We start from the raw sequence: 24,416 nt of genomic DNA, 5'->3' as shown, positions 1-24,416 counted from the left end.
AGCCTTTAAATATAAATTAATTCAATAATTTACCCTGAGGTCATTTATGAATTTTTTTCATCAGAAATCGTCTCTTTACCAGCCCAAACAAAATTGGAGTGTCCATAAATACTATCCTTTTGAATAGCCTCTGTGACCACACTAGCCACCACTGTTGTGATTAAGAACGGAAGAATCAGCCCCTCTTGCCCCGTAAGCTCAACAGCAAGCAAGGTGGCTGACAAAGGCGCGTTCGCAAAACCAGCAAACATGGCAGCCATACCGACAACAGCATAGGTATCCGGACCGCTTATGCTTGAAAAAGGCAAAATGTCGATTCCCATACCAACGATATACCCTGAGGCTGCACCTATGAAAAGGCCTGGCGAAAATACGCCACCAACGCCACCAGCTCCAAGGGTGATGCCTGTTAGTATTATTTTCCCTATGACCAAGAGTATTAAGACTTTCAGTCCAAATTGTCCCTCTACAATTTTCGCAGTGGAATTGAGGTGAATATCATAGAGCTCAGGTAGAAAATATCCGCACCCCGATATAATGCCACCCCCAAGAAGGCCCTTCAGGACCGGGGACTGAATTTTCGAGAAAATCTGTCGGGTTGTTTTCAAAGTTCGTATGTAGGCCACTGCAACAAGTCCCATGGCAAGACCTAGAACAACCATCCAGACCAGTTCCATATCACTTGCTATGTTAAAGACCCCTTCAATATGTATAAACCGTTGATCACGCCCGATCACATGGGTCACAGCCGACGCTGAAATCGCCGAAACCGTAACAGGGGTGAAGTATTTCAAATAGTCCCGGTGTAAAATGACCTCTAAAACAAAAAGGGTTGCAAAAATAGGCTCATTAAAAACACCGGCTAGGGCGCCTGACACACCACATGCTATGAGGATTTTAATATGATCCCTTGAATAATTATAGGTGTATCCAATCCAAGACCCTACTGCACCGCCAATGTAAACAATGGGACCATGCTTTCCGGCTGACCAACCTATAGCCAATGTAAAGATCGTTGAAAAGGTTTTTGCCAAGACCACCAAGGGTTTCATCAAATAGTTGTTGATGGATTTTATTTCTTCCATAACACCAGAAACACCAAATCCATAGTCCGCTTCACCAATAAAATATTTATGTATTAATCCAAGAAAGAGACCTCCCACAATGGGAATCAGAATCATCCTGCTTTTAAAGGACACGGGGTGGTAGAGCATCATGATCTCAATGAGTTTTTGCACACTATAATTGAATCCTGTGCTGAGAAGGCCCGTTATGCCTCCGATGACAAGGCCCAATTTAACCAGAGACAAATGGCTTTTTTCTTTGCTCACTCTAACACCTCCCCTCACTTCGTCTATGAACATTATACCAACAATTCATTAGAATGACAGGCTCAGTAAAATTAAGTCTGGGATTTCCTTAGGCAGAACCCACCCCCCAAAATAAAAAACACACCTCATGTCATTTGCTTTCATTGCAAACATCCATCAAGGTGCGTTTAAGTGTCTTCTTTAGCCTCGGCTCAAATTACTGGGTGTCTTCCGACTTTTCTTGACCCTTGGAATAGATTTCCTCAAGAATCGTCTCTGTCTCTGCTGGATCGTGAACATAGTAGAAGCCCGTCCACTCCCCTGGTAGTCTATAGGTATCAATATTATTTGTATTGAACTCAACCAGGTTATTGGCGTAATAAATAGCATCATTAATGCCCATGTCCGTATAGACATAACTAAAGGCTGTCTTTATGACAACGGGAAGTCTTGGACTAATGGCTTTTTTCGCAGCAGCGATAACGAAATCCTGTTGTCTTTTAATACGGCCAATATCTCCCGTTTGATTGGAGCCGTCATTGTTTTGACGCCAGCGTAAATATTTCATACTATTGGTGCCATCAAGAACCTGCGACCCTTTATTAATGTGAATATGAAGAGGCGGATCGGCATACTCATCGTCATAATTCATGTTAAATGGTACGTTTATCTTCACACCACCAATGAGATCAATAATGTCTGCCACGCCATTGTAACTTACTTTTACATAATAATGTACTGGTATCCCTAACAAGTTGGCAATCTCTTGCTTCATTCCAAGGGAGCCACCATCGTCATTACCCAACCCGTACACTGCATTGATTTTTTTCTGATCGCTACGCTCATGCCCCGGCACATAATGATACGTATCTCGCGGAACTGATAGAACATCCACCTGTTGAGCATCAGGGTCATAGCTGGCAAGCATGATGGTATCTGCACGTGCGCCATCTGTACCAAATACAAGAACATTGATCCGGCCACTTGCATCAACAAGTTTTTGAAGCTCTGTCCTATTGTCTACGACTTCCTCTTCTTCAGGTCTGTCTATACCAATTTCTATCGTTTCTGTGCTCTTGTCAGGAACGGCCGCTTCCGGCTCAGGTGCAAATTGAGTGAAAGCATATATCGCAGAACCGAACATGGCAGCAAAGCATAGGAACGAGATCAGGAAAATTTTTAAATAGTACTTCATCTCTATCCCCTTCCGTGGGCTATACTCCTGCCCAAAACTACGTTTCATTTTATCATATATAGAAAAGTCCGTGTTTACATTTTCATTACAATCAACTTATTTATTTACATATAATGGAATTTCGTGTTAGAATCAGCTTATACTCGTTACAAATTTTAGGAGGTTATTATGAAAAGATTAATTGCACTATCCCTTTCAGCACTGGCAATTTCAACATGCGCACCAACTTTTGCTGCTGAGTCTGTAAAGGCGAGCATCAATGAGGCACCGGTCTACTTTAACGGCGAAGAAATCACGGAAGGTGAAAATTATCCATTTCTTAACTACAATGGCGTCATCTATATGCCCCTTACCTTTGAAAATGCTGACCGTCTTGGTCTTGAAACAAACTGGTCAGACGAAGTGGGGCTGAATGTGTCGTCTGATGGTGTGATGTATGAACCAGACATGAATATGATGGAAATCAAGAGCCTGGTTGGCATGCCACTATCTGATCTAGAAAGAAAGTTTGCCACAGAAGAAAAAAAGATCATCTATTCCGGTGGTCTAGAAATGGGAGCAGATGGATATGTAACGGATAATAAGAAGGTTGATCCATTTGCTTTAGATGCAGATTTTCTTAAGTATTACTGCATTAAGAACAATAGGGTCCAGGCCACCGAATACAGTTCTTACGACCTAAGAGGTTCAAGCGCCGGCGAAGCCCTTTACAAACTCGTTCAAGAGTTTGGTGCACCAACAGAAATTATCATGGGCGATGACCCTCTTACCGCAGAAAGTTCCCTTGATGACTGGACCTTCTGGACCATTCAGTATGAAGCCACTACAGAAGCCAAGCTTGTTTGGAAAACACCAGAAGGCACTAAAACGGTTCGTTACTTCGGCAACATGAGACACGAAAACGGACGCTTCCATATCACTTTCGAGCCTGCTAATGATCTTGCTGAAGTCGAAAGTGACCAAATTTCTGAATAATGCCAATGGTATTTTGCATGTCGCTCAATTTACAATCAGTGAACTTTAAATTTATAAAGGCATTAATAAAGCAGATTTGACCCTCATAAGGATCAAATCTGCTTATTTTTTCTTGCTTAGAATGTTAGCGAACAAAATTAAAACAACATCCAGTCACTTGAATCGACGACCCTGTATTATATTCGGGGATATGCCTATTGTCTTACTTTGAATAATCGTAAAAACCTTTGCCGCTCTTACGTCCCAGCAGTCCGCCTCGCACCATTTTTCTCAGAAGTGGGTGGGCACGGTACTTAGGATCACCAAACTCTTCATAAAGCACGTCCATTATAGCTAGGTTGACATCGTTTCCAACCAAATCAGCAAGGGCAAGTGGTCCAATTGGATGGTTTGCGCCAAGCTTCATAGCGTTGTCGATATCCTCTGCTGTTGCAACGCCATCAGCTAGTATGCCCACAGCCTCATTGATCATTGGAATCAGAATTCTATTCACAACAAAACCTGGAGCTTCTTCCACCTTAACAGCTGTCTTTCCAAGTTTTTCACACATGCCAAAAATAGCATCATATGTATCTTTATCTGTTGCTATGCCGTTTATAACCTCAATAAGTTTCATAACAGGCACTGGGTTAAAGAAATGCATGCCAATCACCTTATGAGGTCTGTTCGTTGCAGCAGCAATTTCAGTGATTGATAGTGAAGATGTGTTCGTTGCTAAAATAGCATCAGCCTTTAGGGTTTCATCCAGCTCTGCAAAAATAATTTTTTTGAGTTCCATATTTTCTGTTGCAGCCTCAATAACCAGGTCTGCATCTGCAATGTCATTAATATCCAGCGACGGTGTGATTCTTGAGACAACCTCCGCTTTTGCATCTTCAGTGATCTTTTCTTTTTTCACCAGACGGTCCAGGTTCTTATTCACTGTCTTCATGCCACGGTCAAGAGCGTCTTGATTGATGTCTCTCATAATCACATTGTAGCCCGCTTGAGCGCATACTTGAACAATACCCGAGCCCATAGTGCCTGATCCAATTACAGCTATCTTATTCATAACAAAACTCCTCTTTGTCTTATTTTCCTTCAAATGTCGCCTTTTCTTTGTTTAAGAAAGCTGACATACCCGTTTTTTGGTCTTCTGTTGCAAAACACAGTCCAAAGTAAGTTTCTTCAATTGTATTGGCCACATCAGTGTCCATTTCACAAGTCTTATTTATAGCAGACTTTGAATAAGATACAGCCAGCGGAGCGTTTGCAGCAATCGTCTTAGCCATTTTCATAGCTTCTTCAAGTAAGTTTTCAGGGGCAACCACCTGATTGACAAGACCAATCTCTTTTGCTTCTTGCGCATTAACCATTTTACCTGTGTAGATGAGTTCTTTTGCCTTACCCATTCCCACAAGTTTTGGCAATCTCACAGTACCAGAAAAACCTGGCGTTATACCCAGAGTCACTTCAGGCTGACCAAATTTAGCCTTTTCACTTGCAATGCGAATGTCGCAGCTCATAGAAAATTCACAGCCGCCGCCAAGGGCAAAACCATTGACCGCTGCAATTGTAGGCTTTGACATTAATTCAATTTTCCTAAATACAGACTGTCCGAGTGCGCCAAATTTTCGGCCCTCTTCCGCAGTCAGTGTCGACATTTCACCAATATCAGCCCCGGCGATAAAGCCCTTGCCTTCTCCTGTGAACACGACGACACGTACATTATCATCCTCTGAAAGTTCCGATGCCACTTGACTCAGTTCCTTTAAGGTCTCTGAGTTTAGGGCGTTCAGCGCTTTTGGACGATTGAACTTAACCAGTGCAATACTCTTGTCAATTTCGACAATGATGTTCTGAAGTTCCATAAAATCCCCCTTTTCCAAGGTTCATATATCCTTGCCTTTATATCTGGCAAGCTGACACCTGGACCACCATAATTATTTATAATCGTCCAGGTCAAATTAACGGTCCGACCAAAGACCAATTGACCCTAATGCATGAATGCTTCTATGGCAAAGCCTATGACCATCATAACTGTGCCGATCACAGCGGGCGAAACCCCTGCTTCACCAAGTTCTTCAAGTTCCTCTTTGCTGATTTCTTCAACCTTGCCGTTTTTCTTTCTCATTCTAGTGAAAAATTCAAACCGTGTTTTCGGTGTGCCCACAAAACCAATCACAGCCACAAACATAGCTAAAACACCGGCTGAGAGCACTAAAATATAACTCCCCTTCAGCAATGGCCATTTCATAAGAAAGGACAGCATTGCACCGACAAGTCCAAGCATAAGGGAATAAAGAATCCCCTTAAATATATTCGTTAAAAAGTCAGTTAAAACCTGTTCTAAATTTCTTTGTTCCTTCATCGCACCCTCCAAATTTTCTTTTTTACCCCTATTAAGAAGATGCAAATTTTTAGAATCTTCCCTCTCTATTATAGTACAGTGTTTTTCACACAAATAATTAAAAAAAATTAAAAAACACCGACTAAATTTTGAACACTTTTTATAGATTCGCCAATTCAAATGGCAATGAGAATCATTCTGATGTATACTATAAAAATCAATTGCCTGTAATATAGACTGGAGTGAAATCATGAAAGAGAAAAACAAAGGGGTCGTCCTTATTTTATGTTCGTCCTTATTTTTTGCCATAATGGCCGCTGCTGTAAAATCTGTTCCAAACATTCCACTGGCTGAAAAAGTCTTTTTTCGAAACTTCATTGGCTTAATCGCAGTGGGAATACCCATGCTAAGACACAGGGTTTCTTTTAAACCCAACAATCCCAAACTGGTTCTTCTCAGATCGGTTTTTGGACTGTCAGGTGTGGCCATGTATTACACATCATTATCTAAGCTCAACCTATCAGATGCTGTCATTATCAACAAATTGTCACCATTTTTTGTCATTATCTTGTCCATGCTATTCTTAGGTGAAAAAATTAAAAAACATCAGATTGCCGCTATTCTCATGGCCCTTATGGGCGTTGGACTGGTTGTAAAGCCTGGATTTAATTTTGAACTCTTCCCAGCGCTTATCGGTTTAACAGGTGCATTTTTTGCCGGTTCTGCTTATACAACCATACGAAAGCTTAGCTCTTATGATAGCGCTAAACTGATTGTTTTCTATTTCTGTCTCTTCTCCACACTGGTGACAATTCCATTCATGGCGGCAGGACAGTTTGTTGTACCAACTGGCACAGAGCTCTTTAGCCTTGTCTTAATCGGTTTGTCTGCCCTTGTTGCCCAGTTACTGATGACCAATGCTTATAGACATGCACCAGCTTCTCAGCTCTCAATTTACACCTATGCCAACGTTGTCTTTTCAACCCTTCTCGGACTTATTATCTGGTCAGAGTGGCCTGACGCACTCAGCCTAACAGGGGCTGTCCTCATTGTTGGTGGATCTTTTGTAAACTATTATTTCAATCAGAAACACGCTTAAGCATTTTTCTGATTTGTGAAGTTATTTTAACTATTGCAACAATTGTTGAAAATCGTGCCAAAATTCTAACCCCTTGTGTTATAATATCCTCAGATATTATACATAGGGGGTTATATTTATGAGCAATTTTTCAATGGTTGCCCCTCACTCCAAGCGTCCTGTTGAACCGGACAGAATCTTTGGAGCGAGCAAGGCCGCGCAAGAAGCAGCAGAAAAGTATGGTTTTGAAAATGTAACAAATTCTACAATAGGCGCTATGATGGACGATAATGGAAATTTGATCTTTTTGGATTCCGTTATGGATCATATTCGTGGTCTTACAGATGCAGAACTGGCGGCCTATGCACCAATCGCCGGTCTTCCAGAGTACCTGCAAGCTGTACAAGAGGCTTGTTTTAGAGGCTATGAACCAAACGGACACATTCGTTCTGTCGCTACACCTGGTGGTACAGGCGCTATTAAACATGCTGTTTGGAACTACACAAACTTTGGTGACGCTGTCCTAACCTCAGACTGGTACTGGGCACCTTATAAGACAATTTGCGAAGAGCATGGTCGCGACCTTGTTACTTATAATGTTTTTCGTGAAGATGGCAATTTTGATATTGATGCCTTCCATAAGGCGTTTGATGCTCTTCTAGAAAAGCAAGACCAGGTTCTTGTTATTATCAATGCCCCTGCACACAACCCAACGGGCTTTAGTCTAGAGGATTCCGAATGGGAAGAAGTGATGCAAATTCTTAGAAAGGGTGCTCGTAACCCTGAAAAGAAAGTTGTCCTGTTTGCCGATGTGGCTTATATCGATTTTGCAGGCACTGTGGAAGAAACGCGCTCTTTCATGAAATACTTCAACGACCTACCTGAGAACTTGCTTGTTCTTATTGGCTTTAGTATGTCTAAGGGCTATACGCTTTATGGCATGAGAAGTGGTGCAATTATTTGTGTTGCAAAAACTGAAGAAATTGCAGAAGAATTCAAGGCTGTATGTAGCTTCTCCAACCGTGCAGCTTGGTCAAATGGTACCAGGGCGGCTATGAGAACCCTTGCTGACATTTTCTCTGACGATGCCCTTTTCGCTAAGGTAGAATCTGAACGTGAAGTCTTCCGTGAGCTCCTTGACAAAAGATCAGGCGCCTTCATGGAAGAGGCTGAAAAGATCGGTTTAAAGACTTGTCCGTTTAAATCTGGTTTCTTTATTTCCATGCCTTGCAAAAATCCACAGGCCGTCGCTGAAGAGATTAAAAAAGACAATCTTTATCTTGTTGCACTTGCAAAAGGGATTCGTTTTGCACCATGTGCTGTTTCAGAAGAAAAATGCAGAAAGGCTCCAGCCATTATCAAAAAGGCCATGGAGGCTCTTGGCGAGATATAGCATAAAGTATTCATGTTTTAACAATCAATCAAAAAATAAAAAGCCGACACCCCTTGAATCATCAATTCAAAAGGTGTCGGCTATTTTTATGAACTCACTTAAAATCCGGCATTTCAATATTGAAGAAGATCACAAGAATCGCCAAAAGGCCTGTTCCTACAACAATAAAGACATCCGCGGCATTAAATATTGGGAAGTTGATTAGGGTAAAATTCAAATAATCAATCACATAGTCCAGTCGAACTCTATCGATAAAGTTTCCTATGGCCCCGCCAATAATGAGTGCCAAGGACAGAGTCATCATCTTATTGCCGCCATTTTTTATGTTCTTAGCCATTAAAAATGTTAACCCTACAATAACAAGGGACGTCAGAACAACAAGAAATATCTGTTTTCCCCTTAGGATGCTAAAGGCCGCACCTGTATTTTTGGCAAAGGTTAAGTGAAAAACATCTTGTATCAGAGGAATGCTTCCAATCGGTTTGAGTGAAGTCACAGCCCAATACTTGACCAGCCGATCTATCAAAATCATTGCAACAATTAAAATCCAGTAAATCATGTATTCTTTCCTCCAATTTTAGGTGGTGTCATGCATAGCTTGATAGCTTGCTACTGCAAAGGGGATACAAGTCGTCCAAGGGACTCAAGAAATCTTATGTGAATACCACGATTCAAGTGTGTTTCTAGGTTTATCTCACTTGAAGCATCTAAATCATTAAAAAAGTCTCTTTCAAGTTTTTGTGCCACATCCCCATCATATATAAATGCGTTGACTTCAAAATTAATTTGAAAACTTCTCAAGTCAAAGTTGGCTGTGCCCACTGTGGAAACCTCTGAATCAACAATAACAACCTTACTGTGAACAAATCCTTTTTCGTAGGCGTATATACGTACACCCGCTTCAAGCAAACTTTCAATATTGTCCCTTGATGCCCAGTATACCAAAAAGTGATCTGGTTTTGCAGGGATAACAATCCTAACATCCACTCCACTTAAGGCCGCTGTTTTTAGGGCTGACATCATGCTTTCACCTGGAACCAAGTATGGCGTTGTGATATAAACGCGGGATTTGGCCGATGACACCATGGTAAAGTAAGCCTGTTCAATTGAGTGCCATTCTGAATCTGGTCCACTGGCTGCAATTTGAACGATTGTGTCGCCTTGATGAGCCTGCTTGGGAAAAAAGACTTCTGAGTCGAGGGTTTGTCTGGAAACAAAATTCCAGTCATTTATAAAGGTGTTTTGAAGGCCATAAACAGCCTCACCCCATATGGCCATATGTGTGTCTCTCCAAAAGCCAAACTGTTTGCTTCTACCCAAATACTCATCACCTATATTTAGACCACCAACAAAGCCCACACGTCCGTCAACCACAACAATTTTTCTATGGTTCCTGTAATTGAGTTCACGGGAAAGTATAGGCAGGGCCACTGGGAAAAACGGGTACATTTCCACGCCTGCAAGCTTCAAGTCGTGAACATACTTGGCACTTAGTTTCCAGCATCCCACACTATCGTAAATAAGGCGGACTTTTATGCCCTCCTTGGCCTTTTTAATTAAGACGTTTTTAATCTCTGTACCGATCTTGTCATCACGTATAATATAGTATTCCATATGAATATGATCTTTGGCGGATTCCAAGGCATATAGAATTTTTGAAAATGTTTCGTCGCCATTTGTCAGAATGTCCACCCTGTTATTGATTAAAAAAGGCGCATCGGCAGAGTTCATAAGAAGCATGGCAAGACGGCTGGCCACCGGGCTGTTCATTTCTTTAAAATAGGTGACATAGCGCATGATATCCCTTTGTATCTTGGCTGCATAGGCCATGCGATTTTCGTCTGTGTTTTTCTTTTTCGTGGAACGTCTGCGCTTTGCGATATTGCGTCCAAATAAAATATAAAATACAAATCCCACACCGGGAAGGACCGCCAAAACCAAGAGCCAGGCAATCATTTTACTTGGATTCTTATTTTCAAAGAATACCAGAGCCATAATTAAGAAAATATACACAGCAAAAAACCAACTCATAAAGACCCGAAATCCATCCCATGAAAAAGCTGCAATGATCTCCATCTCGAGCATTTTATCGTAAGCCCCGGACAGGGCAAATACAATTTCAATAATGATTAGAAAAAATATTGAACGTCTAATCCACTTGCCCATAAAGCCACCTCATTTTTAGGCCAGTTTACGCTTTCTCATCCACGCGTAGGGGAGAAAGCCCAAAGAGCATTCTAAAAATTCTTTTGCCCTGCGCCACATACTTGTCTTCATAGTCTGTGGTAATGATCTCATCCAGATCATTTCTATTATGTAGATCCAGCCCAATGTCCTGCATAGGTAGTTTTAACTGGGCACACTCATTCAGGGTGAATTCAAATAGAACGTCACTGTCTGTCTTAAATTCCACAAGACCATCCTCTTTTAAGATTTCTGCATACTTTGTTAGGAAACCTCTGTATGTCAGACGTCTTTTATAGTGTCGTTTCTTAGGCCACGGATCTGAGAAATTAAGATAGATATGGTCTATCTCATCCGTGGCAAAAATTTCATGGATATTCATGATATTTACCCAAACAAAAGCAATATTTTCAAGTCCAAGCTCTTTTGCTTGTTCAACCCCTGGTAAAATAACCTCTTCCTTGAGTTCAACAGCTATGAAATTGATTTCAGGGTGCTTTTGTGCCAATTTTATAGAAAATGCTGCACGGCCTGCTCCAAGCTCCAGATGAATAGGGTTATCATTCTTAAACCACTCTTCTTTCCATTTGCCTTTAAAATCTTGCGGGCTTTCTGTTACATATTCCACATGGCTTAATAATTTTTCTTTTGATCCTGGTTTTCTTCTTCTTCTCATTTCATTCTCCTATTTTTGGCGCTTGCACAAGGACATGTCTATTTAGACAGGCTGTCGGTATGATTCACAAATGTCATTTTGCAAGGGCTCATTTCGTATTTGTTTAACAAACAATTCTTAAGAATTTTTATTGCAGGCGCTTGCAAGTTACAGTTCCATCCCCTCGCCATAGCATATGAATAATTTTTAATTCCTAAATATCTATATATACTATGGCGAGAGTTCTTGAATGATATTTTGCAAGTCGCTCATTTAACATTCATTCCTATTATACACGAATACACACGAAAATATTATACACGAAAAAACGCCTTATCCGAAGATAAGGCGTTTTATTGGTGACCCATCTGCGACTCGAACGCAGGACACCCTGATTAAAAGTCAGGTACTCTACCGACTGAGCTAATGGGTCATGTCGGTTATGTGCCTCAGCAGCACAAGAGTAATATTAACACATGAATACCCAGGTGTAAAGTAAAATATCTAAAGTTTATATATTCTAATAATTCCGGCGTATTATCATCTCATACCAGGTGGTCTATAACTTAAAAAAAGTTTGATTTCCATGGAAAACACCCTGAATATAGAAAAGGGCTGGTTACATAATATCCACTTTTGATGAAAAACAGGGTTTCGCATATTCGCAATGGAGAATTCTAGGCTTTGCAAGTGTGAATTATCCACTCCCTGTTTTGGACATGAAAAAGGGCTGTATTTTGCAACAGCCCCTTTCTTTATAGATTGATTCATTTTATTATTGATTTCTTTACTTATAGGTTTATTTGGTAAAGATTTCAGGATTTTCACACCATTTTAGGAGTGTGTCCTTCTTCTTCGCCGGAACATAACCTCTTTCAATAGCAATCGGCAGAAGAGTCTTATAATCCGTTAGGGTTTCAAACGCCACCCCAGCCTCTTCAAACCTCTTTTCCGTCTTTGTAAAGTTGTAATTGAATATACCAAACACTTTAACGACTTGTGCACCCGCTTCTTTTAAAGCTTCTACAGCTTTAAGGGAACTTCCGCCTGTTGAAATTAAGTCTTCAATCAGCACAACCTTATCGCCTGGCCTAACAACACCTTCGATTTGATTGCCCTTACCATGTCCCTTAGAAGTGCTTCTCACATAGACCATGGACTTGTTCATTCTATCGGCCACCCAAGCGGCATGCGGAATACCCGCTGTTGCTGTGCCTGCAATAATGTCCACATCTGGATACTGGGCTTTGATTTTGTCTGCAAAGCCATCCGCAATGGTGGACCTAACTTCTGGGTAGCTGATTGTGAGTCTGTTGTCACAGTAAATCGGAGACTTTATGCCCGAGACCCATGTGAACAGATTGTCTTCGTCAACAATACTTACAGCCTTAATGTCCAGTAGCATACCTGCAATCGTTTGATTTAACATATTCATTTCCTCCTCAGTTGTTCTGAGGATGAGGCCACTTGCCCCACCCTTTTTAGTCTCACAGGACTAAGTTTAAAGGTTTATCCCTTGTAACCCACCAAATTACATTGAGTCCTAAGGGTATGACTATCGAATACCACCCTCTGTGTAGTAGTTTCCTGCATTCCAGAGTAAGTATTCGTTAATGCCGTTGTCTTCAAGCGCTCTAATTTGCGCTTCCACTTCAGCCGGTCCATATTTGATATGACCCTTGACCCAGCGTGCAGTAAAATCCTGAATCCACGGTCTGAGTTTGGCTGGTGTGTCCACATGCGCGTCACGCTCTAGTGCATCCTTAATGCCCCTATCGATTGTCTCATAAGGGAAAGCATCCGGTACACTAAGACCATAATTTCCAGGGCCATAGTGGCTTGGATACATCATCGGACACATAATATCCACCACGTTTGTGAGGGCCTCCCAGTGCTGGCCAATGCCCACATCATTTTGAGCCGAAGCAACCCATCCAAAGACATCTGCTGACACATAAACTTCCTTCTCAGAGATTTGTGTATAGGCATATTTCAGGAAGTTCTGGATGGCTTCTGGTTTTGTCTCATTCTCATGGTTTCTATAGTCAAGACTGCTATCTAGCTTGCCACCGCCTGAAGCCGGGAATCTGACATAGTCAAACTGAATTTCATTAAAGCCCCAGTCAGCCGCTTCAAGTGCCACGCCTACATTGTAGTCCCACAAATCGCGGTCATATGGCGAAGCCCAGTGTACACCGTCCTTGCTTTGGTAGACCTGACCAGTCGATCTTCTTAGAATGGCCCTGTCTGGGTTATCCTTGGCATATCTTGGCGATTTAAAAGTTACAATTCGCGCTATTGTATAAATATTGTTGTCCTTTAGCTTTTTCATAAGCGCTTCCATATCTTTAATATAGTAGCGGTCATTGGCTGATGGACTATACTTTGCTGCAGACTCAGAATAGAAGAGCATATTGCCGTTGTCATCTTTCACATCAATAACAAAGGCATTCAGCGCTGTTCTATTGGCCAGATCAATCAGATCATCCAGTCTTTTATTGGCTGCAATATGACCCGACACGTAAATGCCCTTGGCTTCTGTGTAGGGGTTGCTTTCATAACTGTCGACTTTGTCCCAGGCCTCATAGTCCACATTGTCATATGGTCTATAGATAAGGTCTTGGCGACGCGCCGTCAGTTTATCAGCTTCTATCCACCCAATGGTATCTAAATCTTCATAATTATATTGGATTTCATACCATTTGTCCACACCAGATTCATCCTGCACCCGACTTGTTACATAAACAGATGTCAGTTTATCAAGCTTTAGTATGCTGTCTCCACCCTCTGCTGAAGCATAGACTGGTGTGTTCTTTTTCTTGACAACAAAAGTGTTTGCCTCAATTTCTGCTTGCCTTTGAGCTTCAGCCTGTTCTTTCACAAGTTCAAGCTTTTCTTTTTCTACTTCTGTAAGGTACGTATCAAAAGCGCTTCTGGCTTGAGCCAGATGCGCTTCTTCATTTTCAATCTTTACTTGTAACTCAGCTGCAGCTTTTTCCTTAGCTATTTTTTCGGCTGCTACAACATCTGTTGCATATTTGCCCCCAGCAATCAGTCCCACAATGAGAACTGCGCCAATGAGCAGGTATTTCTTATTCATAGGTCACCCCGTCGTTTTTATTTTGTCTTACAGACCAACAGCATCAGTCTAATCTATTACCACCACTGACGCTTCACCTAGGACAACCCAGTCATATAGGAACTTTGCGTGACTTGTGATGTTTCGTACACATTTGTGAGATAACGGAACCGTTCCTAAAGACCCCGAATATTCTATATGTCCAGGATCCAAGCGATCTACAATACGCTCTTCTGTCACTCGCTCTTGTATAACATTGCCTTCTTCATCAAGGATTTCTTCTTGAATGACAAAGGTCTGTTTAACAAGCTTATAATTTACTGGAACACCGTGAATAAAGGCCCCACCATTGAATCTTAGAGCATATGGTGCATACCCTGCAATAACTTTGGTGATGTCATCTCTGTAACGGAAGAAATCTTGTTTCCCAATAACCTGATAACTCCCAGGAATGGTTGGCTCTTTATACTTAGAGTCCGCTCCCGTTGTTGCATAGGAATAGGAAATAAGGTGCCACATGCCATCGCGATATTCAAATGTGCCCTGGTTCTGATTTGCAATATCGACAACAATAACCTGCTTAAGGTCTTCTATGGCGTTACGTCTTGTGACATAACGCTTAGGGACATAGTATTCCCCTTCATAATCATATGCATTAACTTTATAAAAGCTTTCTGTTTCTTCAAGTATTGCGAGTAAGATACCATCTTGCATGTAACGCATGTTGCTGGCATCCCAGTCTGCTTCTCTATAGGCTGGTGCAGCCTGATGTCTTGGCACATTATACTCATCTTCTAGGTACTGCCCCTTGTAGCGTGGTGGTCGACCTACGGAATTGCCCACGTTATAAATGTAACCTGTATCAGTTGCATCTACAGCAACTTTTAAATCTGTTACTTTTTCAAACATTTCACTGAATCGGAATTCTCTTGGACTCACAATTGGTGAATACACATATCCACTTACCATTTCTCCATTTTCCCACCAAAACAGCTTAAACCATTCGTCTGAGTCAGATTTACTGAAGTACTCGCCACGTACTTTTTCAGACAAGGAGAATTTCTCCCCGTAGTATCCTCTTCGGATAACTTCAAACTCTGTTGAAGGCCCTTTACGAATATTAACCGAACCGCTGAGTACAACCACATATTGTGGACTCACCCAGTAGTCCGTGTAGTCCAGTTCCATAATGAGACCTTCTGGTAGTGGTTCATCGTATTTTTCAAGCACTTCATGTCCATCTTCGTTGTATTCAATTTGAGAAACAAGGCGTTTCTCGTCATGAATTGTTTCAATCTCTGCTGGATCAGATACTTCACCAGAATCTTCTCCCTCTTCTGCAACCGGATCCTCCGCGGACTCATCATCGGCAGATTCTTGCTCAGCAGGCGCCTCTTCTGTATCAATAATCAATACTTCCGTTGTGCCTTCCTCTTCCGATTCTGATTCAAGAGAAAGCTCAGGTTCAGTGCCTTCAATTTCAGCACCCTCTGCCGCTGTTAGCAAATGTACACGCAGTGGCGTCAGCACAAGACCAAAAACCAAGACGACAACAAAACCTATCCATAGTCTGTTTCGTTTCATATCAACACTCCTCAGACCACATGGTTATGGCAATTCTAATTAAAATGTGTAGTAACCGCCGATGAAGTGGTTTTCTGGAACTTCATACTTGCTTGAATCTGCAAGGTCATCTGTTTTCCATGAACCAGGAAGACCAATATCATGCATTGCCACTTCAAAGTACAGCATTGCAATACCAGCTTCCACTTCTTCTGCTCGATCATCCACACGGTCATCTCGTTCCATAACAAGAACGATTTTCGTACCATCTAAAACAAATCGCCAAGGTTGACGGTTGCCCCAAGATGGCGCCATACGCATGTAGTAAAATACTTGATCATATCCTCTTTTTTGTAATTCCTCTGAATTCACTGCTACGCCCCACTTTTTCAAGTAGGAAATATCTTCAATTGATAACCTATTGCTTACCGGTTCTTTAGAGTACTCTGGATCAATATTTGGGTAGCCAAGATCTGTAAGTGGAGAAACACTACCCTCCATGTTTGTATCATAGATTTTGGCAAGTCTTGGTTCATACTGCGCATAGCCCAGTGTGATGAGCCCAATAACCAATTGGTCAGACGTGATATTAAGAAGTTCCTTAATTTTATCGCTTTGTCCAACACCATCAATCCAGCAAGTGCCTATATTATGTTTTGTTGCATTTAATATCACATACTCACCTGCATAGCCTGCAGCTTCATATGCTGTTTCTGATGCAGATGCCATAACAAGCAGGTAATGAGGTGCCTTAATCATCACCCCTGAATACCCAGCAACACCATCAAGTTTAGAAGCTACATCTGAACCGTCTTCTAAAAACTTGAATGTCACATCCGTTTTTTCAGATAGTTTAGGATATGTATCACAATAGCTCATAACTGCCTGTAAATCTTTGCTTGATAATGCCTTATCTTTGTATTCTCTCACAGAGCGTCTTTTCTCTATGACTTTTAGCATCTTCATATCAGTTACCTCCTAGTATTAGCCCTCTTTTCGAACAAAATATCATCTCTCTAATTATAGCACAGGTCTATTTATTCGTTGACCTGAGATCGTTACATTTTTATGACAAAAGCCGTATGTAATTATAACATACCCCTGCACAGTGAACTTTTATCATTTTCATTCTTCTCGTAAATGAATTGTAACACCTGACCCAATTATATACATTTATGGCCGCAAGTGCATTATTCTGTGTTCATTTTTTTCTGGCGGGTACAAGTATAAAAAGCCGAAACATATTATACGGCAAAAGGAGGCAGGCTATGAGAGTACATTTTTTAGGTGCAACAGGCGAAGTGACTGGAAGTAATTTTTTAATAGAGACAAACAACAGCAAATTTTTAATTGACTGCGGTTTATTTCAAGGACCAGAGCCAATCCTCGCTTTAAATTCGGAAGATTTTGCATATGACCCTTCTGAAATTGATTTTGTAATTCTTACCCACGCACACATTGATCATTCAGGTCGTTTACCACTGCTGGTAAAACGTGGGTTTCACAATAGAATTTACTGCACACGTCCAACATCCGATCTGGCTGACGTTCTTTTAAAGGACAGCGGCAAGATTAATGAGGCTGAAACGGCATGGGAGAACAAGAAAAGAGAGCGGGCAGGTCTTGATAAAATCGAGCCACTCTTTACCATGGACGATGCCGTCATATCCCTTCAATACTTAAATCCCGTTGATTATAATGAAGAAATCCAGGTTGCTCCCGGCATAAAATTTATCTACCGAGAAGCTGGTCATCTTCTAGGCTCAGCCAGTATCGAACTCTTCATCACAGAAGATGGTCAGACCAAGCATTTAATTTTCTCTGGGGATCTGGGTACTGGTAAAAATCAACTGCTCCCGAACCCAGCTGTCTTAAAAGAAGCTGACTATGTCTTTATGGAGTCCACTTATGGAGGCAGGCAGCACAAGGATATGGACCTGAGAGGCGAACGCGTTGCCGCAGCCATTTCTGAGGCCGTCTCTCATGGTGGCACAGTTATCATTCCCGCTTTTGCAGTCGGACGAACCCAGGAAATACTCTATGAACTCAAAAACTACATGAAAACCCATGAAAAAGGCCAAGATATTTTTGATATACCATATTATATCGACAGCCCCCTAGCCATTGATGCCACTGAAATTTTCAAAAAGAATTTTGAGTATTTCAAGGAACCTGTAAAAAATGTCTTCGTGGGCGGTGGCAACCCTATAAAATTTAAAAATCTCCATATCATCAAAGAGATGGACACCTCTATGGGTCTGAATAAGGACCAAACACCAAAGGTCATTATCTCTGCCAGTGGCATGTGTGATGCCGGTCGCATCAGGCACCACTTAAAACACAATCTTTGGAAGGAAAACACAGCCATTATTTTTGTTGGCTACCAAGGTGAAGGCACACTGGGACGGAAAATACTAGATGGTGCCCAAACTGTTGAAATCTTAGATGAAACCATCAAAGTTGCCAGCCGAATCATTCGTGTAGAAGGCTTCTCTGGTCACGCTGATGAAAGCCAACTGCTTCACTGGTTATCCTCTATTAAGGGCGTGAAACGCGTCTTCTTAAACCACGGGGAAGCCCTTGCGGTTGATGCTCTTTCCTTATCCATTCGAGAAAAGCTTGGTCTTAGTGTTCATGCACCCGAAGCCGGGGAAGTCATTGAAATTTGATTGCCCCAAAATCAGCTCGCTCCACAAGTATATTAGGACAAGACTGCAAGCATAAAATGAAGAGAAATGAATAGCAAAGTCGGATAAAACCTGATCGGTTGACGTATTTTTCATACGTGAGTTGACCAGGTGTTATCCGGCTTTTACTTTATACTGTCCCTAAAGCAAAGGCCGATGTTTATGATTTCATTCATCTTGCGCTTTTCTTCAGCTTCTCACATTTCTATTCTTCAATTTGTGCCTTAATAAACTCAAGGGCTTCAAGGGCTCTGTTTCTAACCCTTATAATCTTGTCATCCACTAATTTCCCAATAATATCTTCTGCGTTTTCAATCATTTTAAGGGAATCGATTAGGTCCAGACGGTCTTCTATTGACCAGTCAACAACATAGTCATAGCCATACTTGTGGGCAAACCCAATAAAGGCTTCCACCTCATCTTCATCAATCAACCATTTGGCAATATCAGAAAGAGCGGCCCCACAATTTTTGAGTTTGACACCATAGTTAAAGGGCAGATCCACACCTTGTCTGTACCCCATATCAAATCCATCTTTACCAGTGGTTAATAACAGCTTCAAATACCTTTCGTGCTGGGCATCCGTTAAGAACACAGAATTTTTTCTTAAACTGTCATGATAGCGTGGTCGTTCAAATGTATGGAATATATCCAGGGCTTCTTTTTCATGGTGTCCCTGGAGAATATACTCAAGAAGGGTCTGGGACAGACCTCTTGATATATCTGTCTTGCTTCTTTGAATATCGGCAAGATCCTCTTTAGAAATATCGCCTTGATTGATTTGAACAAACTTTATTTCTTTAAGCATTTGACTTAAATCACTGCCATCTTTTGCAGCTGGCCTAATAAGTTCAAGAATTTCATGACCACAAATGAGATGCAAGTCATTGTCACTTTCTTCAAATAAAACATACCCCGGTGAAAAAAGCTGGGCATAAGCGTCCTCTACAATGTCTTCATATTTTAAGTCCGTCTGGCACTTTAGAAGTTTCTCCTTCTTCTCGTCTGATAGGTTGTCCCACGACTTATAGGCAATGGCATCATAGGTTTGCAGAATCTTTTCTGTATAGACAGCCACAAGAGGCATGGACTCTAGGACATAGCTTTCCATCATTTTGTTGAAAGTGGTCATGTACCGGTCCATAACGCTCGCCTTGTCTCTTTTTGCAATCTCAGTGATGAAGTTTTCCTGAGTGTAAGACTTAAGTTCCAAAAGAGCCCTGTCAATTTCAGCCCTTGAAGGACCTCCAAACAAACCGCCTCTTGTGTCATTTTCAATGTAAGCCTCATAGAGAGCGTCTAACTTCTCACCATTGCCCTTCACAATATCTAGGGCAATAAAATGATGATTTTTCACGCCTATTTTTTTCAAATCCTGTTCCATATCATAAAGAACATTCGTTTCATCTAATTCAGAATCAAAATTTCTATACAACATGTCTGAAATCATTTTCAACGTCTTGACCGGCGCTATATCCACAAAGAGTTTTAAAGCACTGACCATTTGCTTTGAAAAAGGTGCAGGTATCCTGAATATGCTAAAGTACCAGCTTGGAAGAAGGAAGGATAAGCCCTCATCAGATGAAGTCAGTATCATATATTCCCTAGGCTCTGTTGGGTCATCTCTATACCTTGTTAACTTGGTCTTTAAAAGACCCACTGCCTCTTCAAAAGACACTTGGTCTTGCTTTGCACTTTTTATCAAGGCTTTTTCATCTTGATTAAGTCCATCCAAACCCACCTGCATGACTTTCATCATAAGGCTTTGAGGTGGCATTTGAGGCCCTTCAATATGAACCCTTATTTTTTTTAGGTCTGAGCTCGAAAAGTTTCCATCCTCACTGATTTTTTCCAGAAGGTTTTCAAGCCAGTGGTTTGCAACATAATCCATCATATTCTTTGTCACATCATCTCCTAGACGACTTTTATAGTCTTCATGGAGGGCAAACATCATAAACATAAGAACTGCATCTAGGTGGTCCTTTTCTTTTATAAGGCCTTCATAAAAGCTGGTCCTGTCCTGTTTCATAATATGATATGCCCTAGTCATGAGGTCGGCGTTAGGCTTGTCAGTGACTGGAACGAGGGCACTCTCTATAATAAATTGAAAGGCGCCACTTGCAACACTGAACCTTTGATCATAGCGAGCATTATAGCCCTCATGACTGATCACCTTATCTTCTATGATTCTTTCATATAAGTCATTTTCAAGAGCCTTATGAGGAAGCAGTCTATGTAGGACATCTAGAGCTCTTAGTATCATGTCACGACCAGTTATATCTTCCCCATTCACTCTTGTGATCATGTCTGGTTTTTCTGACATTTCATAATAGGCATTGATATAATCTGCAAAAATACGGTCAATGTTATTTTCAAGCCCACCATACTGGGAAGCCTCCTCTTTAACCGCCTCATAGAGCTTTAATCCATGATCTTTTGTAAACGCCTCAAGATCAAGGGCTTTAAGATCCTCTAAAATCTCCTCTCCCTGACCCGTTTGTATGTAATTCCAGACGCTTTCGCCTTCACATAAACCTTTAAAGAAGTCCACCCACGCATCACAATAATCTTCATATAAATCTTCATATAAATCATCTTCATCTCTTGAAGGCTCTGTAAGTGAACGTCCTAGAGTCTTCTCTATCTTACTGTGAAGAAGGGTGGCCTCATCATCAAAACTTGTGGTCATAAAGGGACTTTCCATTCCAGTGCAGGGGTGATCATATAGATCATAATTGCCCTGATTTTCAGTTTTTGAAAGCATGATTGTCTGGTAAAATTCATGTACCGGCAGGGCTGTGTGATCTTGTTTCGAATACTGTAAGTAGTCTTGATCTTTAAAACGTTCAAGTAAAATTTCTTGAAAGCGCTCATACCGCTGAGGATTTTCTTCAAAGTGCTTGGCTAAGTCAGTTTCAAAAGACTCACCATAATAGTCCCTGCCCAACATCATGGCACGGGCCTCACTATTATCACAGTGGCAAAACATTTTTAGCATATTGTCATCAAGTCCAAATTTGTCTACAAGGGCATAGGGATAAGATAGGGCGTAATCAGCGTGCTCTGTATCCCAGTAGGGAATGATGAAAGCACCAAATAAATAGGCATATTCAGGATGCTTCTGGGAAAGGGCGTAAAGCGCCTCTACACCAAACACCTCCATGTCATCCATCCACATTTCCCAAGTGTCATTGTGGCGACGGGCGTAGCGAACCATTTCTCTGGCTGTCTCAACCACATCCATTTTCAGGGCTTCGTATGTCAGGGCGTGCGAAAACAAAATAACCTCTGAAGCATTTTCATTTAAAGAGATCTCTCTTCTTGACAGGGTGCTTTCCTCCCATACATTCAAGGACCTTAACAAGTCTATGTCTCCATCTTCCTTCTGAAGCGCTTTTATTTCCCCATCCACGCGCTTAACAAACTCCACCTGAAACACTTGGTCTTCTACCGCTTGGTCTGTCTTTAACAGGTCTTGGTATTTTTTTAAAGACCTTTTGATACTGTCTATGTCATTTAATGCAACTTCAATTTTAATGTCATTGTCAAATTGACCCATATTCTGCCACTTCTTTCTGTTTAATACCTAAGTTGATTGATAAATATCGTACATTATAACAATCTAGATGTCCTTTGTATAGATTCAAATATCCCTAATTTCATATAGTTTTATTCATAACTAAAGCATAACTCAAGAACGAAGAACAGTATTCAGATGTCTCCCCCACACCTTATAGAGGTATTCATAACACAAAGAAACCAGATGGAGTTCAATTCGAATGACAATCTGCATCCTAAAGATTTAGGCAATTTATGAGCATACTTCATGCATATGGTCAATCAGAGCTAACCCGGTTACAGGAAGCTTCGTTTAGAAGTTTCGTTTAGAAGTAGAAGTCTCGTTTAAAAGTAGAAGTCTCGTTTAAAAGCCCCGTTTAATCAAAGTAAAATTATTATGATAATATATTTCATTTTCAAAAAGTAGTTGCGCGCGCAACTTCTTTCGTGTATAATTTAGTTGCGAGCGCAACTATAAAAGGAGGGTCTTATGACTGGAAAACGAATTGGAAAATTTTTTTCTATTTCACATAGATACGCAATGATATTTTTCAAAAACAGAATGGCTGATATTGGCCTGGGACAGAGTCATCATGGTGTGTTGATTACTCTATATAAAGAACAGGGCATTTCACAGGAAGCCCTCAGACGTAAGCTCAATATTGATAAGGCCAATGTCACGCGGTCTGTAAAAAAACTTATTCAAGACGGATTTGTAGAAAGACGGCAGGACCCAAACGACAAACGGTCTTACTTGCTTTTTGTTTCAGAAAAAGGTGAAAAAATCCGCCCTGAAATCGAGTCTATGTTTAGGGAGTGGAACGATATGCTCCTTGAGGGATTTAATCAGGATGAAATTGACCAGCTGATTAGTTACATGACCCGCATCAGTGATAATGTTCTTAAACATTATGGTGCCGGTGATTTAAAGAGATGTTGTAAGAAAGTTGAGGAAGACAAAAATGAGTCAAATGAATGATCGAAATTATATGCTGGCCAACGAGAAGGTTTCAAAGGTCCTGATGAAACTCTCCTTGCCTGCAACAATAGGGATGATCGTCAACGCCCTTTATAACGTCGTTGATACAATTTTTATTGGTCGAGGCGTTGGGCCTATGGCCATAGGCGGTCTCGCCATTGCATTTCCAATTCAAATGTTTATTATGGCCATTGCACAAATGATTGGTATTGGTGCCGCTTCTATGATTTCCAGAAGTCTTGGTGCTGGTGACGTGGAAAAAGCGGATAACACTGCAGGCAATGCCTACATTTCTATCATCGCTATTGCCATAGTCACTGTGCTTATTGGTCTGCGGTTTATTGACCCGCTCCTACGAATATTTGGTGCATCTGATGTCTTACTGCCATATGCAAAAGAATACATGCAAGTCATATTTGGCGGCAGTGTCTTCTTTATGTTTGCCGTTGCATCAAATAATTTAATTCGTGCTGAGGGCAATGCTTTTATTGCCATGGTTTCTATGATAATTGGTACAGGGCTAAACATTATCCTTGACCCAATCTTCATCTTCACCCTTGACATGGGGATTCGTGGTGCTGCTCTTGCCACAATCATTTCACAGTTCATGTCATTTGCCTTTGTCATGGCTTACATTTACAGTGGCAAAAGTCAGCTTAAAGTAAAACCCCATCACCTTAAACCTAATAAGGCTATTATGACCGAAATATTCACAGTTGGCGCCCCTGCTTTTGCTAGGCAAGTGGGCAGCAGTGCTTTGGCTATCGTTCTTAATAACTCTCTAGGCTACTATGGTGGCGATGTTGCCATTACAATTTTCGGTATGATCAACCGTCTGATCATGTTCATTTTCATGCCACTTTTCGGTGTGGTACAAGGCTTCCAGCCTATTGCCGGATTTAACTATGGCGCTAAAAACTTTGGTCGCGTTCGAGAAGCCATTTTTATTTCCATCAAATACTCGACTATTTATACCATAGCTGGCTGGGCCATTGCAGAAACTTTTGCACCGAGTTTACTTGGCATATTCACCTCGGATATTTCGGTTGTTACCCAAGGTATACCAGTCCTTCGTGTGGTTGTTTTAGCCATTCCTGTTATTGGCATTCAAATTATAAGTTCATCAGTTTTCCAGGCCTTTGGCAAGGCCAAGCCAGCCATGGTACTGTCATTACTGCGTCAGTTCCTACTGCTTATACCAATGTTGCTTATATTCCCACGATTCTTTGGTATATGGGGCATTTGGTACGCTTTCCCATTATCTGATTTTCTGTCAACTATGGTGACTTTAGTCATGATCCGTAAGGAACTTCACGAATTAAAAAACCTGCAAAAAAGATCTGAAGTGGCCATATAATAGCGCCTATACACTTCACGAATTAAAATAAATAAAGCTCTGAGTTTGCCGTCCCGCCTTTAAATATCTTGGCA

The 24,416-nt window shown here is 41.2% G+C and carries 19 protein-coding genes and 1 tRNA gene; 6 read left to right on the top strand and 14 right to left on the bottom strand.

The features are described from left to right. Positions 1-44: 44 nt before the first annotated feature. Together ACQ4KW_RS01185 and ACQ4KW_RS01180 are read right to left on the bottom strand one after the other, a co-directional pair. Entirely contained in the window at positions 45-1,331 is a 1,287-nt protein-coding gene (locus tag ACQ4KW_RS01185) for a chloride channel protein (protein WP_430884730.1), read from the bottom strand. Between the two features lie 196 nt (positions 1,332-1,527). Then, positions 1,528-2,505 (bottom strand): LCP family protein, encoded by a 978-nt coding sequence (locus tag ACQ4KW_RS01180; RefSeq protein ID WP_430884729.1) that lies wholly within the window; start codon positions 2,503-2,505, stop codon positions 1,528-1,530. 168 nt (positions 2,506-2,673) lie between these two features. Between ACQ4KW_RS01180 and ACQ4KW_RS01175 the strand changes: the two genes are divergently transcribed. Further along, positions 2,674-3,480, top strand: coding sequence for a hypothetical protein (locus tag ACQ4KW_RS01175; RefSeq protein WP_430884728.1), 807 nt, complete (start codon positions 2,674-2,676; stop codon positions 3,478-3,480). Between the two features lie 202 nt (positions 3,481-3,682). Here the strand turns inward: ACQ4KW_RS01175 and ACQ4KW_RS01170 are convergent, their stop codons facing one another. The 3 genes from ACQ4KW_RS01170 to ACQ4KW_RS01160 form a co-directional block, all read right to left on the bottom strand. Continuing rightward, a complete protein-coding gene (locus tag ACQ4KW_RS01170) occupies positions 3,683-4,531 on the bottom strand; it encodes a 3-hydroxybutyryl-CoA dehydrogenase (RefSeq protein WP_430884727.1) in 849 nt (282 codons plus the stop codon). 19 nt (positions 4,532-4,550) lie between these two features. Next, on the bottom strand, positions 4,551-5,330 hold the full coding sequence (locus tag ACQ4KW_RS01165) for a short-chain-enoyl-CoA hydratase (RefSeq protein WP_430884726.1): 780 nt from the start codon (positions 5,328-5,330) through the stop codon (positions 4,551-4,553). 125 nt (positions 5,331-5,455) lie between these two features. Next, positions 5,456-5,830 (bottom strand): hypothetical protein, encoded by a 375-nt coding sequence (locus ACQ4KW_RS01160; protein ID WP_430884725.1) that lies wholly within the window; start codon positions 5,828-5,830, stop codon positions 5,456-5,458. A 229-nt stretch (positions 5,831-6,059) separates the two neighbouring features. Between ACQ4KW_RS01160 and ACQ4KW_RS01155 the strand changes: the two genes are divergently transcribed. Beyond that, positions 6,060-6,908, top strand: coding sequence for a DMT family transporter (locus tag ACQ4KW_RS01155; protein ID WP_430884724.1), 849 nt, complete (start codon positions 6,060-6,062; stop codon positions 6,906-6,908). A gap of 118 nt (positions 6,909-7,026) precedes the next feature. After that, on the top strand, positions 7,027-8,280 hold the full coding sequence (locus ACQ4KW_RS01150; RefSeq protein ID WP_430884723.1) for a pyridoxal phosphate-dependent aminotransferase: 1,254 nt from the start codon (positions 7,027-7,029) through the stop codon (positions 8,278-8,280). 94 nt (positions 8,281-8,374) lie between these two features. On the opposite strand, the gene lspA is transcribed toward ACQ4KW_RS01150, so the two are convergent. From lspA to ACQ4KW_RS01110, 8 genes are all read right to left on the bottom strand, one after another. After that, entirely contained in the window at positions 8,375-8,839 is a 465-nt protein-coding gene (gene lspA, locus ACQ4KW_RS01145; protein WP_430884722.1) for a signal peptidase II, read from the bottom strand. Positions 8,840-8,889: 50 nt separating this feature from the next. Continuing rightward, positions 8,890-10,446: a cardiolipin synthase gene (gene cls, locus ACQ4KW_RS01140; RefSeq protein WP_430884721.1), complete on the bottom strand. Its 1,557-nt coding sequence runs from the start codon at positions 10,444-10,446 to the stop codon at positions 8,890-8,892. 25 nt (positions 10,447-10,471) lie between these two features. Beyond that, on the bottom strand, positions 10,472-11,140 hold the full coding sequence (gene trmB / locus ACQ4KW_RS01135; RefSeq protein WP_430884720.1) for a tRNA (guanosine(46)-N7)-methyltransferase TrmB: 669 nt from the start codon (positions 11,138-11,140) through the stop codon (positions 10,472-10,474). A 336-nt stretch (positions 11,141-11,476) separates the two neighbouring features. After that, a tRNA-Lys gene (locus ACQ4KW_RS01130) sits at positions 11,477-11,552 on the bottom strand. Positions 11,553-11,918: 366 nt separating this feature from the next. Then, on the bottom strand, positions 11,919-12,548 hold the full coding sequence (gene pyrE / locus ACQ4KW_RS01125; protein ID WP_430884719.1) for an orotate phosphoribosyltransferase: 630 nt from the start codon (positions 12,546-12,548) through the stop codon (positions 11,919-11,921). A 126-nt stretch (positions 12,549-12,674) separates the two neighbouring features. After that, positions 12,675-14,219, bottom strand: a complete 1,545-nt coding sequence (locus ACQ4KW_RS01120) for a putative glycoside hydrolase (protein ID WP_430884718.1) — start codon at positions 14,217-14,219, stop codon at positions 12,675-12,677. 48 nt (positions 14,220-14,267) lie between these two features. After that, on the bottom strand, positions 14,268-15,782 hold the full coding sequence (locus ACQ4KW_RS01115) for a L,D-transpeptidase family protein (RefSeq protein WP_430884717.1): 1,515 nt from the start codon (positions 15,780-15,782) through the stop codon (positions 14,268-14,270). A gap of 39 nt (positions 15,783-15,821) precedes the next feature. Continuing rightward, positions 15,822-16,727: a nitroreductase family protein gene (locus tag ACQ4KW_RS01110; protein WP_430884716.1), complete on the bottom strand. Its 906-nt coding sequence runs from the start codon at positions 16,725-16,727 to the stop codon at positions 15,822-15,824. A 302-nt stretch (positions 16,728-17,029) separates the two neighbouring features. Between ACQ4KW_RS01110 and ACQ4KW_RS01105 the strand changes: the two genes are divergently transcribed. Continuing rightward, a complete protein-coding gene (locus ACQ4KW_RS01105; RefSeq protein ID WP_430884715.1) occupies positions 17,030-18,430 on the top strand; it encodes an MBL fold metallo-hydrolase in 1,401 nt (466 codons plus the stop codon). A 223-nt stretch (positions 18,431-18,653) separates the two neighbouring features. On the opposite strand, the gene ACQ4KW_RS01100 is transcribed toward ACQ4KW_RS01105, so the two are convergent. Continuing rightward, positions 18,654-22,007 (bottom strand): hypothetical protein, encoded by a 3,354-nt coding sequence (locus tag ACQ4KW_RS01100; RefSeq protein ID WP_430884714.1) that lies wholly within the window; start codon positions 22,005-22,007, stop codon positions 18,654-18,656. 489 nt (positions 22,008-22,496) lie between these two features. Here ACQ4KW_RS01100 and ACQ4KW_RS01095 point away from each other — a divergent pair, with 489 nt between their 5' ends. Continuing rightward, a complete protein-coding gene (locus tag ACQ4KW_RS01095) occupies positions 22,497-22,985 on the top strand; it encodes a MarR family winged helix-turn-helix transcriptional regulator (RefSeq protein ID WP_430884713.1) in 489 nt (162 codons plus the stop codon). Then, positions 22,969-24,342 (top strand): MATE family efflux transporter, encoded by a 1,374-nt coding sequence (locus ACQ4KW_RS01090; RefSeq protein ID WP_430884712.1) that lies wholly within the window; start codon positions 22,969-22,971, stop codon positions 24,340-24,342. The genes ACQ4KW_RS01095 and ACQ4KW_RS01090 overlap by 17 nt, the downstream gene beginning before the upstream one ends. Positions 24,343-24,416: the final 74 nt, after the last annotated feature.

It is taken from the genome of Tianxiuia mixotrophica (assembly GCF_050596425.1).
GTDB lineage: Bacteria > Bacillota > Clostridia > Peptostreptococcales > Acidaminobacteraceae.
This window is presented reverse-complemented; position numbering and strand designations above follow the sequence as displayed.